This window comes from Streptomyces sp. CB01373 (assembly GCF_002803075.1).
Classification (GTDB): domain Bacteria; phylum Actinomycetota; class Actinomycetes; order Streptomycetales; family Streptomycetaceae; genus Streptomyces.
On sequence record NZ_NNBK01000004.1, the window covers coordinates 24,238 to 39,097 of the forward strand.

16 protein-coding genes are annotated in these 14,860 nt (G+C 71.8%); 12 read left to right on the forward strand and 4 right to left on the reverse strand.

What is annotated here, in order from left to right; translation table 11 throughout:
- Positions 1-371 precede the first annotated feature (371 nt).
- The 5 genes from CG719_RS07080 to CG719_RS07100 are packed head-to-tail and all read left to right on the forward strand — an operon-like array spanning position 372 to position 4,933.
- Positions 372-1,508, forward strand: a complete 1,137-nt coding sequence (locus CG719_RS07080; protein WP_100567648.1) for a ParA family protein — start codon at positions 372-374, stop codon at positions 1,506-1,508.
- Entirely contained in the window at positions 1,493-2,068 is a 576-nt protein-coding gene (locus CG719_RS07085; protein WP_100567649.1) for a hypothetical protein, read from the forward strand. The genes CG719_RS07080 and CG719_RS07085 overlap by 16 nt, the downstream gene beginning before the upstream one ends.
- Before the next feature lie 38 nt (positions 2,069-2,106).
- Positions 2,107-3,201 (forward strand): segregation and condensation protein A, encoded by a 1,095-nt coding sequence (locus tag CG719_RS07090; RefSeq protein ID WP_100567650.1) that lies wholly within the window; start codon positions 2,107-2,109, stop codon positions 3,199-3,201.
- Positions 3,198-3,872 carry an SMC-Scp complex subunit ScpB gene (gene scpB / locus CG719_RS07095; RefSeq protein ID WP_100567651.1) on the forward strand — a complete coding sequence of 225 codons (675 nt, stop codon included), beginning with the start codon at positions 3,198-3,200 and terminating at the stop codon, positions 3,870-3,872. Before CG719_RS07090 ends, scpB begins: the two co-directional genes overlap by 4 nt.
- Positions 3,872-4,933, forward strand: a complete 1,062-nt coding sequence (locus tag CG719_RS07100; protein ID WP_100567652.1) for a pseudouridine synthase — start codon at positions 3,872-3,874, stop codon at positions 4,931-4,933. Before scpB ends, CG719_RS07100 begins: the two co-directional genes overlap by 1 nt.
- A gap of 169 nt (positions 4,934-5,102) precedes the next feature.
- Here the strand turns inward: CG719_RS07100 and CG719_RS07110 are convergent, their stop codons facing one another.
- A complete protein-coding gene (locus tag CG719_RS07110) occupies positions 5,103-5,606 on the reverse strand; it encodes a Rieske (2Fe-2S) protein (protein WP_100567653.1) in 504 nt (167 codons plus the stop codon).
- A 219-nt stretch (positions 5,607-5,825) separates the two neighbouring features.
- Between CG719_RS07110 and aroH the strand changes: the two genes are divergently transcribed.
- From aroH to der, 5 genes are all read left to right on the forward strand, one after another.
- Positions 5,826-6,188 carry a chorismate mutase gene (gene aroH, locus CG719_RS07115; RefSeq protein ID WP_100567654.1) on the forward strand — a complete coding sequence of 121 codons (363 nt, stop codon included), beginning with the start codon at positions 5,826-5,828 and terminating at the stop codon, positions 6,186-6,188.
- Positions 6,185-7,270, forward strand: a complete 1,086-nt coding sequence (locus CG719_RS07120) for a prephenate dehydrogenase (protein ID WP_100567655.1) — start codon at positions 6,185-6,187, stop codon at positions 7,268-7,270. The genes aroH and CG719_RS07120 overlap by 4 nt, the downstream gene beginning before the upstream one ends.
- An 89-nt stretch (positions 7,271-7,359) precedes the next feature.
- On the forward strand, positions 7,360-8,055 hold the full coding sequence (gene cmk, locus CG719_RS07125; RefSeq protein WP_100567656.1) for a (d)CMP kinase: 696 nt from the start codon (positions 7,360-7,362) through the stop codon (positions 8,053-8,055).
- A gap of 77 nt (positions 8,056-8,132) precedes the next feature.
- Positions 8,133-8,732, forward strand: a complete 600-nt coding sequence (locus CG719_RS07130) for a lysophospholipid acyltransferase family protein (RefSeq protein ID WP_100567962.1) — start codon at positions 8,133-8,135, stop codon at positions 8,730-8,732.
- 67 nt (positions 8,733-8,799) lie between these two features.
- Positions 8,800-10,284: a ribosome biogenesis GTPase Der gene (gene der / locus CG719_RS07135; protein ID WP_100567657.1), complete on the forward strand. Its 1,485-nt coding sequence runs from the start codon at positions 8,800-8,802 to the stop codon at positions 10,282-10,284.
- A 56-nt stretch (positions 10,285-10,340) separates the two neighbouring features.
- Here der and CG719_RS07140 read toward each other — a convergent pair whose 3' ends face one another.
- Together CG719_RS07140 and CG719_RS07150 are read right to left on the reverse strand one after the other, a co-directional pair.
- On the reverse strand, positions 10,341-10,754 hold the full coding sequence (locus CG719_RS07140; RefSeq protein ID WP_100567658.1) for a hypothetical protein: 414 nt from the start codon (positions 10,752-10,754) through the stop codon (positions 10,341-10,343).
- Between the two features lie 227 nt (positions 10,755-10,981).
- Entirely contained in the window at positions 10,982-11,815 is an 834-nt protein-coding gene (locus tag CG719_RS07150) for a hypothetical protein (RefSeq protein WP_100567660.1), read from the reverse strand.
- A 541-nt stretch (positions 11,816-12,356) separates the two neighbouring features.
- On the opposite strand from CG719_RS07150, the gene CG719_RS07155 reads away from it, so the two are divergent.
- Positions 12,357-13,079: a LysM peptidoglycan-binding domain-containing protein gene (locus tag CG719_RS07155; RefSeq protein WP_100567661.1), complete on the forward strand. Its 723-nt coding sequence runs from the start codon at positions 12,357-12,359 to the stop codon at positions 13,077-13,079.
- 413 nt (positions 13,080-13,492) lie between these two features.
- On the forward strand, positions 13,493-13,708 hold the full coding sequence (locus CG719_RS07160) for an I78 family peptidase inhibitor (protein WP_100567662.1): 216 nt from the start codon (positions 13,493-13,495) through the stop codon (positions 13,706-13,708).
- Between the two features lie 39 nt (positions 13,709-13,747).
- Here the strand turns inward: CG719_RS07160 and CG719_RS07165 are convergent, their stop codons facing one another.
- Positions 13,748-14,779, reverse strand: a complete 1,032-nt coding sequence (locus tag CG719_RS07165) for a phosphatase PAP2 family protein (RefSeq protein ID WP_100567663.1) — start codon at positions 14,777-14,779, stop codon at positions 13,748-13,750.
- Positions 14,780-14,860: the final 81 nt, after the last annotated feature.

Sequence of the window (14,860 nt, forward strand, 5' to 3'; positions counted from 1 at the left end):
GGCGATACGTCAACTCGTGTCGTCAACCTCGCACGGCCGGCCGGACCTTGTCCCACAAGGTCCGGCCGGATGTGTGTATGGTCACTTCGCCGCACTCGGTCAACTCGCCTCGAACGCAACCATTCGACCGATTCACGCACCGGTGAAACCTGCCGTGCGACGCTCGTACGCCCTTGACAGAGGGATGTTCCATTACCGACACATCGGGCCGGGTCCGGCGGATTGTGTTGCTGCGGACCGCCGACACGCCATAGAGTCGCCAAACGTCGGCATGGTGCCACGCTGACCTGTCTAGAAGTCCCCTGGTCACCAAGGAGGTAAGACGACTTGTGAATGAGTCGACATTTTCTCCCGGGGGTGGTCAACCAGGAATGCCTGCGCCGGGCCAGGGCCCCACGCGGCTCGAGGCTGTCGGCTCCGTCGCTGTGCGCACCTTCGCAGCCCACCAGAGTCACCGGACAACAGGAGTGACTCAGCCAGCACCCCCAAGCATGGATGGCCATCACGTGAACGCCATGGCCGGCGACGGAAGTGGCGCGCCCCACAACCACTTCGCCGACTACGACGAACTGCCCGACGGGCACTTCTACGACCCCGACGCCGAGTACGAGCCCGATCCCGAGTACGCGGCCACGCTCGCGCCCGACGCGGCCCGCCAGCGCCGTGAGCGCATCGGCCCGACCGGACGCCCGCTGCCGTACTTCCCGATCCCGGGTCCGCTGACCGACCACGGCCCCGCGAAGATCATCGCGATGTGCAACCAGAAGGGCGGCGTCGGCAAGACCACGTCGACCATCAACCTGGGTGCCGCGCTCGCGGAGTACGGCCGCCGTGTCCTGCTCGTGGACTTCGACCCGCAGGGCGCGCTGTCGGTGGGTCTCGGCGTCAACCCCATGGAGCTCGACCTCACCGTCTACAACCTGCTCATGGAGCGGGGCATGTCCGCGGACGAGGTCCTGCTGAAGACGGCGGTCCCCAACATGGACCTGCTGCCCAGCAACATCGACCTGTCGGCCGCCGAGGTCCAGCTGGTGAGCGAGGTCGCGCGCGAGTCGACGCTCCAGCGAGCCCTGAAGCCGCTGATGGACGACTACGACTACATCGTCATCGACTGCCAGCCCTCGCTCGGCCTGCTCACCGTCAACGCCCTCACGGCCGCGCACAAGGTGATCGTGCCGCTGGAGTGCGAGTTCTTCGCGCTGCGCGGTGTGGCCCTGCTGACCGAGACCATCGAGAAGGTCCAGGAGCGCCTCAACCCGGAGCTGGAGCTCGACGGGATCCTGGCCACGATGTACGACTCGCGCACCGTGCACAGCCGCGAGGTGCTGGCACGTGTCGTCGAGGCGTTCGACGACCACGTGTACCACACGGTCATCGGACGCACGGTCCGCTTCCCGGAGACCACGGTCGCCGGTGAGCCGATCACCACGTACGCCTCCAACTCCGTAGGTGCGGCCGCCTACCGCCAGCTCGCCAGGGAGGTGCTCGCCCGGTGTCACGCCGAGTGAGTCTGCCGGGGGCCGACGAACTGTTCCGTACGACAGGGGGAATGGCGCTCCAGCCGTCCACTCCCCGACGCCAGGCAGGCGGCGAGGCCCGGGTGCCCGCCCCCGCGGGGGAGAGCGATCCGACCGCCGCGGCCGAGGATGCGCCGCAGTCGGTGCCCGCGCAGGGCGGCGACGGCGAGGGCGCGGAGCACGTGGCGGTGGAGGCGGGGCCGACGGACACGGGCGAGTCCCGCAGCCGGTCCACGACCGCGGAGCGCCCCGCTCGGCGTTCGGCGGCGCCGCAGGAAGGTTCTGCCCCTGCGGCCGAGCAGTCGCGCAAGCGGGGCCGCAGCGCGGCACGCCGGCCGAGCGGCCGCGAACGGCACGACGAGAAGATCACCGTGTACGTGTCCGCCGAGGAGCTCATGGACCTCGAACACGCCCGTCTGGTGCTCCGCGGCGAGCACGGACTCGCCGTGGACCGAGGGCGCATCGTCCGCGAGGCGGTCGCCGTGGTGCTGGCCGACCTGGAGTCCCGGGGCGAGGCAAGCATCCTGGTACGGCGGCTGCGCGGACGTTAGCCGTCCGAGCGGGCCGTAGGCGGTAGCCTGCGACGGCCATGACCTCGAACGACGCTCCCACCCCCACCGGCCGACGGCGCGCCCTGGGCCGCGGCCCGGGAACGGCAAGCGACTCCCCGGCCCACCCACCGCCGGCGCCCCAGGACGAGCGTCCCGAACCGCCGGCCGCGCCCGCGGAGCCCATGCCCGCACCCGGGGCTGCCGAGGAGCCTCCCGAGCCCCCGGCGGAACTCCCCGGAGGCGCCCCGGCGGGGCCGTCAACCGAGCTGCCCGCCGAGCCCACGCCGGAGGCCGGCGACGGGGTGTTCACGGTCCGGCTGGTCAACTTCGAGGGGCCGTTCGACCTGCTGCTGCAGCTGATCTCGAAGCACAAGCTCGATGTCACCGAGGTGGCCCTGTCCAAGGTCACCGACGAGTTCATGGCGCACATCCGGGCCATGGGACCCGACTGGGACCTGGACCAGACGACCGAGTTCCTGGTCGTGGCCGCCACCCTGCTCGACCTCAAGGCGGCCCGGCTGCTGCCCGCCGCCGAGGTGGAGGACGAGGCCGACCTCGCCCTGCTGGAGGCCCGGGACCTGCTGTTCGCACGGCTGCTCCAGTACCGCGCGTACAAGCAGATCGCCGACATCTTCAGCCGCCGGCTGGACGACGAGGGCCGTCGCCACCCCCGCACCGTGGGACTGGAACCCCACCACGCCGAACTGCTGCCCGAGGTCGTCATCGGCATCGGCGCGGCCCGCTTCGCCGAACTCGCCGTCAAGGCGATGCAGCCCAAGCCCAAGCCGCAGGTGTACGTCGACCACATCCACGCGCCGCTGGTCAGTGTGCAGGAGCAGGCCGGGATCGTGATCGCCCGGCTGCGGGAGCTCGGTGAGGCCGGCTTCCGTGAGCTGGTGGCGGACACCGACGACACACTCACCGTCGTGGCCCGCTTCCTCGCCCTGCTCGAGCTGTACCGCGAGAAGGCCGTGGCCCTGGACCAGGAGACCGCGCTCGGCGAGCTGACCGTGCGCTGGACCGGCGGTGACGGGGACGAGACGCCCACCGTGACGGACGAGTTCGACCGTCCGCCCGAGGTGCCCGAGAAGTCCGAGGAGCCCATGGAGCCCAAGGAGGAGATGAAGGCGTGAGCGAGGAGACCACCGAACCGTCCGCGGGCCCGTCCACCGTCGCCGGCCTCGACCTGAAGGCCGCCCTGGAGGCCGTCCTCATGGTCGTGGACGAGCCCGCGACCGAGGAGCACCTGGCGAAGATCCTCCAGCGGCCCCGCCGGCAGATCGCGGACGCGTTGCGCGAACTGGCCGACGAGTACACCGTCCAGGGGCGCGGCTTCGAGCTGCGGCTGATCGCCGGCGGCTGGCGTTTCTACACCCGCCCCGAGTACGCGGCCGCCGTCGAGGGCTTCGTCCTGGACGGCCAGCAGGCCCGGCTCACCCAGGCCGCCCTGGAGACCCTCGCCGTGGTCGCCTACCGCCAGCCGGTCAGCCGCAGCCGGGTCTCGGCCGTCCGCGGAGTCAACTGCGACGGCGTCATGCGGACCCTGCTTCAGCGAGGTCTGGTCGAGGAGGCGGGCGCGGAACCCGAAACAGGTGCGATCCTGTACAGGACGACGAACTACTTCCTGGAGCGGATGGGCCTGCGCGGTCTGGACGAACTCCCGGAGCTCGCGCCCTTCCTCCCGGAGGCGGAGGCGATCGAGGCCGAGACCCAGGAGGGCGTACCGTCGTTCGACCCGGACGCTCCCGATGACGCGCCGGGCGCAGACGGCGACCACACGACGAACACGACGACGGAACTTTGATGCGAAGCAGCGGCAGCGGCAGGAACGGCGGGCGCGGCAACCACCGCGGTGCCGGCGACAACAGGGACGAGCGGCAGGGGCAGGGCCGCCCCCGCAAGCCCCGACCCGAGGAGCGCCGCTACGACGTCGGCCCCGGCGCGACGAAGGACGGCCCGAAGGCAGGGCGCGGCGGATCCGCGCGCGGCGGTGTCAAGGGCGGCCCCAAGCAGCCCCAGCAGGGCGGCCGTACGGCTCCGGCCCGCTCCCGCGAGTACGAGACGCGGATGGAGGAGCGCAACCGCGACCGGTACGCCGGCAAGAAGGACGTCAAGCTGCCGAAGACCTTCCCGGGCGCCGAGCAGGAGGGCGAGCGGCTGCAGAAGGTGCTCGCCCGTGCCGGGTACGGTTCGCGGCGCGCCTGCGAGGAGCTGATCGAGCAGGCCCGGGTCGAGGTCAACGGCGAGATCGTCCTGGAGCAGGGCCGCCGGGTCGACCCGGAGAAGGACGAGGTCAAGGTCGACGGGCTGACCGTGGCCACGCAGTCGTACCAGTTCTTCTCGCTGAACAAGCCCGCCGGTGTGGTCTCCACCATGGAGGACCCGGAGGGCCGCCAGTGCCTCGGTGACTACGTCACCAACCGCGAGACGCGCCTCTTCCACGTGGGCCGGCTCGACACCGAGACCGAGGGCGTGATCCTGCTCACCAACCACGGCGAGCTGGCGCACCGGCTGACCCACCCGAAGTACGGCGTGCGCAAGACCTATCTCGCGCACATCGTCGGCCCCATCCCGCGGGACCTGGGCAAGCAGCTCAAGGACGGCATCCAGCTGGAGGACGGCTACGCGCGCGCGGACCACTTCCGGGTGGTCGAGCAGACCGGCAAGAACTACCTCGTGGAGGTCACCCTCCACGAGGGCCGCAAGCACATCGTCCGCCGCATGCTCGCGGAGGCGGGTTTCCCGGTCGACAAGCTGGTCCGCACCGGCTTCGGACCCATCACCCTGGGCGACCAGAAGTCCGGCTGGCTGCGCCGCCTGTCGAACACCGAGGTCGGCATGCTGATGAACGAGGTCGACCTCTAGACCTCGTCAGGACGTCCGAGCCGTCCGAGCCCTCCGGGCCCCGGACGGCTCAGCCGTCTCCCCGGCAGGCCGACGCGTGGCGGACACGGCGCAGAGAGTCCGCCACGCGTCGGTGATCGGGCTCCGCGGGGAGCGGGCGCGGTGAACACGACCCCGGGGCCGCGGATCCTCAAAGCAGGCGGACGGAGTTCCCCTCGATCTTGATCTGCTTGACGGGGAGCGGTCTGACGGCCGGGCCGTGGGCCACCGAGCCGTCGGTGACGCGGAACCTGCTGCCGTGGCAGGGGCAGTCGATGGTGCCGTCGGCCACCCTGTTCACCGTGCAGCCCTGGTGGGTGCAGATCGCCGAGAAGGCCTTGAACTCGCCCTTCTCCGGCTGGGTGACCACGACCTTCTGCTGCGCGAAGACCTTGCCCCCGCCCACCGGGATGTCGGCCGTGCTCGTCAGCTCACGCCCGGCGGCGGTCCCCTCCGTGGCCGGGGAGGTCGCCGCCGGGTGGGACGTCTCCGAGGTGGGCGACGCCCCCGTGGGGGAGGCCGTCTCCGGGGGAGAGGTGGCCTCGGAGGCGGGTGACGCCTCCGAGTTGCTGCTGCCGGTCTTGCCGCAGCCCGCCGCCACGAGCGCCGCCGCACTCGTGGCGAGCACCGTGCGCCGCGTAGAGCTCTGGGTCATGTTTCATCACTCCGGGGGTTCCGGGGGAGGGGAAGAGCTCCGAGCGGAGCAGCAGCATTTTCGCATCGAACACCATGAAGTCGAAGCAAATCGGGGCAGTACGCGATAAACCACCCGTTTCACTTGTTGTCTCAGCGGGCGGGCGCCGCCCACCCGCCCCACGCGGTCTGACTAGGCTGGATGCCCGAGACCCGATTCACCTCAGCAAGGAGCAGCGCCGTGGCGGTACGAGCGGTCCGGGGAGCCGTCCAACTCGAACGGGACGAGGCCGGCCACATGGACGAGCAGGTGGGGGCGCTGCTCACCGCCGTCCTTGAGCGGAACGGCCTGAGCGCCGACGACCTGATCAGCGTCTGGTTCACGGCCACCCCCGACCTGCACAGCGACTTCCCGGCCGCCGCGGCCCGCAAGCTCGGCATCGTCGACGTACCGCTGATCTGCGCCCAGGAACTGGACATCGCGGGAGCCATGCCCCGCGTGGTCCGCGTCCTCGCGCACATCGAGTCCGACCGGCCGCGCGCCGAGATCGCGCACGTCTACCTCGGCGCCGCGGCCGCCCTGCGCAAGGACATCGCCCAGTGAGAAACGCACTCGTCATCGGCACCGGGCTGATCGGCACCTCCGCCGCCCTGGCCCTCGCCCGGCGCGGGGTGGTCGTGCACCTCGTCGACCACGACCCGGAGCAGGCCCGCACGGCGGCGGCGCTCGGCGCCGGCACGGACGCGGCCCCCGACGGCCCGGTCGACCTCGCCGTGGTCGCCGCGCCGCCCGCGCACGTGGCGGGAGTGCTTGCGGGCGCCATGCGCCGGGGCGCGGCCCGCGGCTACCTGGACGTGGCCAGCGTCAAGGGCGGCCCGCGCCGCGAGCTGGAGTCGATGGGCCTGGACCTGTCCGGCTACATCGGCACGCACCCCATGTCGGGCCGCGAGAAGTCGGGTCCGCTGGCGGCGACCGCCGACCTCTTCGAGGGCCGCCCCTGGGTGCTCACCCCCACCCGGGACACCGACACCGAGGTCCTCAACCTCGCCCTGGAGCTCGTCTCGCACTGCCGGGCGGTCCCGGTCGTCATGGACGCCGACGCCCACGACCGTGCCGTGGCCCTCGTCTCCCACATGCCCCACCTGGTCTCCAGCCTGGTCGCCGCGCGTCTGAAGAACGCGGAGGAGGCGGCCGTACGGCTGTGCGGGCAGGGCATCAGGGACGTGACCCGGATCGCGGCCTCCGACCCGCGGATGTGGATCGACATCCTCTCCGCCAACCCGGGACCGGTCGCCGACCTGCTCTCCGACATCTCCGTCGACCTGGAGGAGGCCGTGCAGGCCCTGCGCGCCCTCCAGTCCTCCGACGAGGCCAAGCGCCGCGAGGGCGCCACCGGTATCGAGGACGTGCTGCGGCGGGGCAACGCCGGCCAGGTCCGGGTCCCCGGCAAGCACGGGTCCGCGCCGCGGGTGTACGAGGTCGTCGCGGTCCTCATCGACGACCAGCCCGGGCAGCTGGCCCGCATCTTCGCGGACGCGGGGCTGGCCGGGGTCAACATCGAGGACGTGCGCATCGAGCACGCCACCGGGCAGCAGGCCGGTCTGGTGCAGCTCATGGTCGAGCCGAAGGCGGCACCGGTCCTCACCTCGGCCCTGAGGGAGCGGGGCTGGTCCATCCGCCAGTAAGAGGGCGTCCGGGAAGCCAGTAACCTTGTGCGGGGCGCCCTCGCGTCCCGCACACCACCCACCACCCTTCACCAGGAAGGTGCCCCGCTGTGGAAATCGGCGCCGCCCGGACCGCCCTGCCCGTGATCGTTGCCATCGACGGCCCCTCCGGCACGGGCAAGTCGAGCACATCGAAGGCCGTGGCCACGCAGCTCGGCCTGAGCTACCTGGACACCGGCGCCCAGTACCGGGCGATCACCTGGTGGATGGTGACCAACGGGATCGACATAGAGGACCCCACCGCGATCGCCGCGGTGGCCGGCAAGCCCGAGATCGTCTCCGGCACCGACCCCGCCCACCCGACGATCACCGTCGACGGCGTGGACGTGGCCGGCCCGATCCGCACCCAGGAGGTCACCTCCAAGGTCAGCGCGGTCAGCGCCGTGCCGGAGGTGCGGACCCGGATCACCGAGCTCCAGCGCTCGCTGGCCACGTCCGCCGAGACGGGGATCGTCGTCGAGGGCCGCGACATCGGCACCACCGTGCTGCCCGACGCCGACCTGAAGATCTTCCTCACCGCCTCCCCCGAGGCCCGCGCCGCCCGGCGCAGCGGCGAGCTCAAGGGCGTCGACGTCCACGCCACCCGCGAGGCCCTGGTCAAGCGGGACGCGGCCGACTCCAGCCGCAAGACCTCCCCGCTGGCCAAGGCCGGCGACGCGGTCGAGGTGGACACCACCGAGCTGACGCTGGCGCAGGTCGTCGAGTGCGTGGTCACCCTCGTCGAGGAGAAGCGGGCGGCGAAGTGAGCCGTCCGCCGGAGCCCGCGGCGGGCCCTCCGTCGGAGCGCGGCGCCGACGTCGGCCGGCGCATCGGCGTCGGGCTGATGTACGGGCTGTGGCGCCCGCGCGTGCTGGGTGCCTGGAAGGTGCCCGCCACCGGCCCGGTGATCCTCGCGGTCAACCACGCGCACAACGTCGACGGCCCGATGGTCATGGGCGTGGCACCCCGGCCGGTGCACTTCCTGATCAAGAAGGAGGCGTTCGTCGGCCCGCTCGGTTCCTTCCTGACCGGCATCGGCCAGCTCCAGGTGGACCGGCACTCCGCGGACCGTTCGGCGATCACGCGGGCGCTCGGTGTCCTGAAGCAGGGCGGCGTCCTCGGGATCTTCCCCGAAGGCACCCGGGGCGACGGCGACTTCGCCTCGCTGCGGGCCGGGCTCGCCTACTTCGCGGTCCGCAGCGGCGCCCCGATCGTCCCGGTGGCCGTGCTGGGAAGTTCCGAACAGCGCGGACGGTTGATAAAGGGTCTGCCTCCGCTGCGTCACCGGGTCGACGTAGTCTTCGGCGAACCCTTCGAAGCGGGCGACGACGGCGGGCGGCGTACGCGCCGGGCCCTGGACGAGGCCACCGAGCGCATCCAGAAGCAGCTCACCGGCCACCTGGAAAACGCCAGGCGCCTGACCGGGCGCCAGGGCGACACTTGAGTAGTGGAGCACCGCGAACCGGCGGTGGTTCACCGATCACCACGATGAACGACGAGGTACGGACTTCATGAACGACGACATCCAGCCCGACGGCTCGGCAGAGCACGAGTACGAGCACGGGGCGCTCGGCGACGCCGAGTACGCGGAGTTCATGGAGCTCGCCGCGGTAGAGGGCTTCGACGTCGAGGACGTCGAGGGCGCCATCGAGGCCGCCGGACACGGCCCGCTGCCCGTCCTCGCCGTCGTCGGCCGCCCCAATGTCGGCAAGTCGACTCTGGTGAACCGCATCATCGGCCGCCGCGAGGCGGTCGTCGAGGACAAGCCGGGCGTCACCCGCGACCGCGTCACCTACGAGGCCGAGTGGGCGGGCCGCCGCTTCAAGGTCGTCGACACCGGCGGCTGGGAGCAGGACGTCCTCGGCATCGACGCCTCCGTGGCCGCGCAGGCCGAGTACGCCATCGAGGCCGCCGACGCCGTGGTGTTCGTCGTCGACGCCAAGGTCGGCGCCACCGACACCGACGAGGCCGTCGTGCGGCTCCTGCGCAAGGCGGGCAAGCCGGTTGTGCTGTGCGCCAACAAGGTCGACGGCCAGAGCGGCGAGGCGGACGCCACGTACCTGTGGTCGCTCGGCCTCGGCGAGCCGCACCCGGTCTCGGCCCTGCACGGCCGCGGCACCGGCGACATGCTGGACCGCGTCCTGGAGGCGCTCCCCGAGGCGCCGCGTGAGACGTTCGGCGGGGGCGGCATCGGCGGCCCGCGCCGGGTGGCCCTGATCGGCCGCCCGAACGTCGGCAAGTCCTCGCTGCTGAACAAGGTGGCGGGCGAGGAGCGCGTCGTCGTCAACGAACTGGCCGGCACCACCCGCGACCCGGTCGACGAGCTGATCGAACTGGGCGGGAAGACCTGGAAGTTCGTCGATACCGCCGGCATCCGCAAGCGTGTCCACCTCCAGCAGGGCGCCGACTACTACGCCTCGCTGCGCACCGCGGCCGCCGTCGAGAAGGCCGAGGTCGCCGTCATCCTGATCGACGCCTCCGAGTCCATCTCGGTGCAGGACCAGCGGATCATCACCATGGCAGTGGAGGCGGGCCGCGCGCTCGTCATCGCCTACAACAAGTGGGACACCCTCGACGAGGAGCGCCGCTACTACCTGGAGCGGGAGATCGAGACCGAACTCGCGCAGATCGCGTGGGCCCCGCGTGTCAACGTCTCGGCCCAGACCGGGCGGCACGTGGAGAAGCTGGTCCCGGCGATCGAGGCGGCGCTGGCCGGCTGGGAGACCCGGGTGCCGACCGGCCGTCTGAACGCCTTCCTCGGCGAGCTGGTCGCCGCCCACCCGCACCCGATCCGGGGCGGCAAGCAGCCGCGCATCCTGTTCGGCACCCAGGCCGGCACCAAGCCGCCGCGGTTCGTGCTGTTCGCCTCCGGGTTCATCGAGGCGGGCTACCGGCGGTTCATCGAGCGACGGCTGCGCGAGGAGTTCGGCTTCGAGGGCACGCCGATCCACATCTCGGTGCGGGTGCGCGAGAAGCGCGGCGCGAAGAAGAAGTAGCGGTGACGGCGAAGGGGCGGCCCCTGGACAGGGGCCGCCCCTTCGCCGTCGGCGGATCAGATTCCGCCGCGCCGTGCGGGCGGCAGGGCCGCCGGGACGTGGTGCATCCCGGTGTCCTGCCGGCCGATCGTCCCGACCCGCTGCCACTGCGCCTGCTGCCGGCCCGTGACATGGCGGGTGCCGTAGGCCCCCAGGCTGTAGGCGCCGTACACGGTGGAGCCCGTGTCGTGCGGCAGGTTCCCGAACGCTACGAAGCCCAGATCCTCCTCGCCGCTGCGGTCGCCCGGCAGGGTCCGGTAGGACTTGACGAACTCGGCGTAGAGCGCGTCGTAGATCGGCGTGGCCGAGTTGCCGCCGTGATGATCCTGAGGCGCCCGCGCCGGTGGTACCTCCCTGCCCGAGCGCAGTCGAGAGCTCGGGGAAGGGATCGGCGGGTAGGACTGGCGGCGGGGAACGTCATATGCGTGCACGTATCTCCAAACGACCCCGAATCGGAAGGGATGCGGCTAGGGTCTTTCGTTCGGCTCAGGCCGGATCAGGGAGCGGGGTCTGGTGCCGTGCCTCGCAAGGCGGAGGAGGGCGGCAGGGCGGAGCCCTGCCAACCGACGACAACGCCGCTGGGGGTGCCCCCTGCTCGAAGAGCTTGGGGGGAGCGGTGCCAGGCCCCGCGAGCCCGGCATGATCCAAACGAGAGCCCCTAGGTCCCCGCGAGCGGCAGGGTCGCCGCGACCAGCCGCCCGCTCGCCGCGGCCTTGTCCAGCGCGTCCCGCAGCAGGTCCTCCCGCGGCTGGCGGCCGATGGACCCGACCGGCGCGGCGAACATGATCACCTGCTGGTGCTTGTTGGCGGCCGCCCGCCAGCCGTCGGTGACCTGGAGCGGCTGGTGCGCCTGCCACCAGGCCACCGGCTGGCCGCCGCCCGCCTGGGGCTGGAGGACCGCGTGCAGCTGCCCCATGGCGAGCAGCACCGACCAGCCGTGCAGCACCGGCGGCACAGCGGCGAGTTCGGTCACCGGGACGTAGCCCTGCTCGACGAGCAGCGGCAGGAACTCGTCGCCGGTGCCCAGCGAGCCCGGACGCACGATGGGCGCGGTCGGCTCGACGACCAGGGCGGGGTGCAACTCCCCGGTGATCAGGACGAGTCCGCTGGTCACCCCGAGCACGGCCTGCTCCGGCGCCGCCATCTGGGGCGCGGCCTGCTGGGCCGTGGACCACTGGGGCGGGGCCTGCTCCGGCACCCTGCCGGAGGGGTTCGTGTCCGAGTGGATGGAGCGGACCGCACCCCGCAGCTGGTCCTCGGTGACCTGGACGACCTGCGAGGGCAGGCAGGTGGCGTGGGCGAAGGCGAGGACGGCGGTCTCGTCCCCGACGAACAGGACGGTGCTGGTGCGCTCCAGTTCGGAGTCGCCGGGAGTGCGGCAGGAGGTGCAGTCGTAACTGCCCGGGGCGTTCTGTCCGGCGAGCAGCCGGTCGGCCTCTTCGTCGCCGATCTCGGCGCGTACGGCGTCACTGACGTCGAGCATGCGCGGCACGGGTGGCTCCCTCGGGATGCGGTACGTGGCGGAGCCGGGTGGCTCCCGGCCCATGAACCGGGAGGGACCCGGCTCATGAAGAAGACAACGGGCGATCTGTGGCGGGAGTCACGCCCTCCGGCGAACGGAATCGAACCATCCCGTGCGGAGGGTGACACGCGGTGCGGAATCCGGCACTCACGGTCAACTCCCCCCAAGTTCAAGGGGGTTGGATGGGTGAAGTGAGTCACAGATCGCCGGTGCCGGTGGTCGAAAAATCAGGAAATCAGCGAATTAAGTGGGTGGCCGAAAATTTCCGCTACCACCGGTAACCGTGAACTGGCCTGGCAGAACGGGCCGTTGGTTGCTCCGGACTCCGCCCGCTCCCTACATTCCTCAGCCGTGTGCAACGAGCACCGCTCGGGAACGTCCGCCGACCGCACCGGGCCGAGTACGACTCGGCCCGGCCTCGTGCGGCGGACGGGGCGAGCGCGCCGACCGCGTCCATGCGCGGCGGGCGTGCCCGGCCTGGGGGGCCCCGGGTGTTTCGAGAGGGATCCACATGTCCGAATGTGCCGATAAGAGCCACGACACCATGCGCGACAACGCCCGCAGGGCACGGACGACGGCGGCTCTCGCCGGGGCGGCGCTGCTCGCCCCGCTCGGGCTGCTGGCAGCCACCGGCAACGCCCACGCGGCGGACGGCGGCGTGTGGGACCGCATCGCCCAGTGCGAGAGCGGCGGCAACTGGCACATCAACACCGGCAACGGCTACTACGGCGGGCTCCAGTTCGCCGCCGGCACCTGGCGCGCCTACGGAGGCACGGCCTACGCGCCCACCGCCGACCAGGCCTCCAGGGACCAGCAGATCGCCGTCGCCACCAGGGTCCAGCAGGCCCAGGGCTGGGGGGCGTGGCCGGTCTGCTCGGCCAGGGCCGGGGCGTACGGCGGCGCACCCGCGGCCGGATCGGGTACGGAAAGGACCGCGACCACCGGATCGGCGCACAGCACACGGAAGTCGGTGAACAAGCCGGTCCAGGAGGGCGACCGGTCAAGGACACGGAACGCGGTTCCGCCGCGGCGGCCGTCGACGGCGCCGGCACGCGAGGCGGGCCACACCAACCGCGGTGCCTCCCGCGGCGAGCACATCGTTCGCGCGGGAGACACGCTGAGCGGCATCGCCGCCCGGCACGGAACCACCTGGCAGCGGCTGTACGCCGTCAACAGGTCCGTCATCGGCGACGATCCCGATCTGATCGTGCCCGGCCAGCGCCTCGAGATCTGAGTCGCTCCGGCTCGCACCACGGGCACCAGGCCCCGTCCGGTCCACCGACCGGGCGGGGCCTTCCGCAGTCCGGCGGGGCACCGGCTTCGGCAGCGGAAGCGCCGAATTCCTGTGCCGTGCCGGCTCCCCGGTGCGGCCGCGGATTCCGAATGTGCGGCAGTCCAGGGGAGGTCGGGGAACGCTTCTTCCGGCGCATTCGGCGGGGCTTTTCCCGGTGCTGCACCGGCTGCCGGAAATTGTGTGCGTACGACTGCGGAAGACGGGCTGAACCGCCCGTACGTGTGACGCAGCGAGACCGCTTCGGACGTGGGGACCTGTGACAGAAGCGTGACAGGAGGGACTGGAGCCATCGAAGTGACCCGTGTGCACGGGGCGGGCTTTCCCCGAGGCGGTCCGGCACCTAGCGTGGCGGTATGGCACCGAATCCCACTCCGCCCGCGGAACCCCAGGACAACCCCGACGCCTACGTCGGCCTCGAGGCCGGACAGGCCGAACGGCTCGCGCGCGAACGGGGCTGGAGCACGGTGCGGTCACTGCCGCCGGGCGCGATCATCACCATGGAGTACCGGTTCGGGCGGCTGAACTTCGAGGTCAGGGACGGCCGCGTGGCACGGGCCTGGAAGGGCTGAACGGCCGCGGGCGCTCGCAGCCCCCACGGCGGTCCTTCGTCAACTGCCCGTCAGGGGGCGGGCCGCCGAGGCCGTGTTGCGCGTGACGCGCTCGGCGTGCGGCGGTCTGCGGCTGCCGGCCGGGGTGACCGGGGTGCGCTCCGAGCGGCCCGTGTGCCGGCCCTGGGCGAGGTGGGCCGGCGTCCGGGACGCGTGTCCCGCGCCGACCGTCTCGTGGGCCGCCGGGGACTCGTCCGCGGCCGGGGCACGCGGGGTGAGCACGACGGGGGCGCCGACCGGTGCGGCGGGCGCGGGCACCGGTGCCCGGCGGCCGCGACGGGCGCGCCAGCGGTCGCGCAGGTCGAACAGGGCGACCTCGGTCCGGGCGATCAGCGGCTCGAACCACGGCAGCGCCAGCAGGATCAGCAGCCCCGCGGCCCAGCCGAGGAGCACGTCGCTCAGCCAGTGCGTACCCAGGTAGACCGTGGTCAGGCCGACGCCGAGCGCCGTCACCGCGGACAGTGCCGACAGCCAGCGGCGCGCCCTCGGGGTGGAGGCCAGATAGGCCAGGATGCCCCAGGTCACGACGGCGTTGGCGGTGTGGCCGCTGGGGAATATATCGCCGCCCAGGCCCATCTCGTTGGAGCCGATGACGGTCGCGTAGTGCGGTCCCAGACGCCCCATGCCGATCTTCGCGGCGCCGACCGTGGCGTTGAGCAGCAGCAGCGAGGCGGCGAGGGTCAGCAGCGGGCGCAGTGTGTGCTGCCGCCAGGAGCGCCAGCCCAGCCACGCGCACACCATCACGGCGGTGGGGCCGCGCTGGCCGAGCACCACGTAGTAGTCGAGGAACGCGTGGATCTGCGGCCACTGCTGGTACGGCCGGAAGAACATGACCTGCCAGTCGAGCCGGACCAGCCACGAGGTGGTGATCACGGCCCAGACGATCGCCAGGTAGAAGGCCAGGGTCGCCGAGAGGAGCACGAACCGGTGGCGGCTCATTCGCGGCATGTCGATGTGCGCCGGCCGTTGCGGCTCACGGTCCAGCCTGGCGAACACCCGGTCCAGGCGGGTGAGGGTTCGTTCGGTACGCACCCAATCGACGTTACAGCGAGTGAGGTGTGTTCCCTGACGACGCACGTGATTTGTGATGACCACGTGATGTGGGATTGCTCT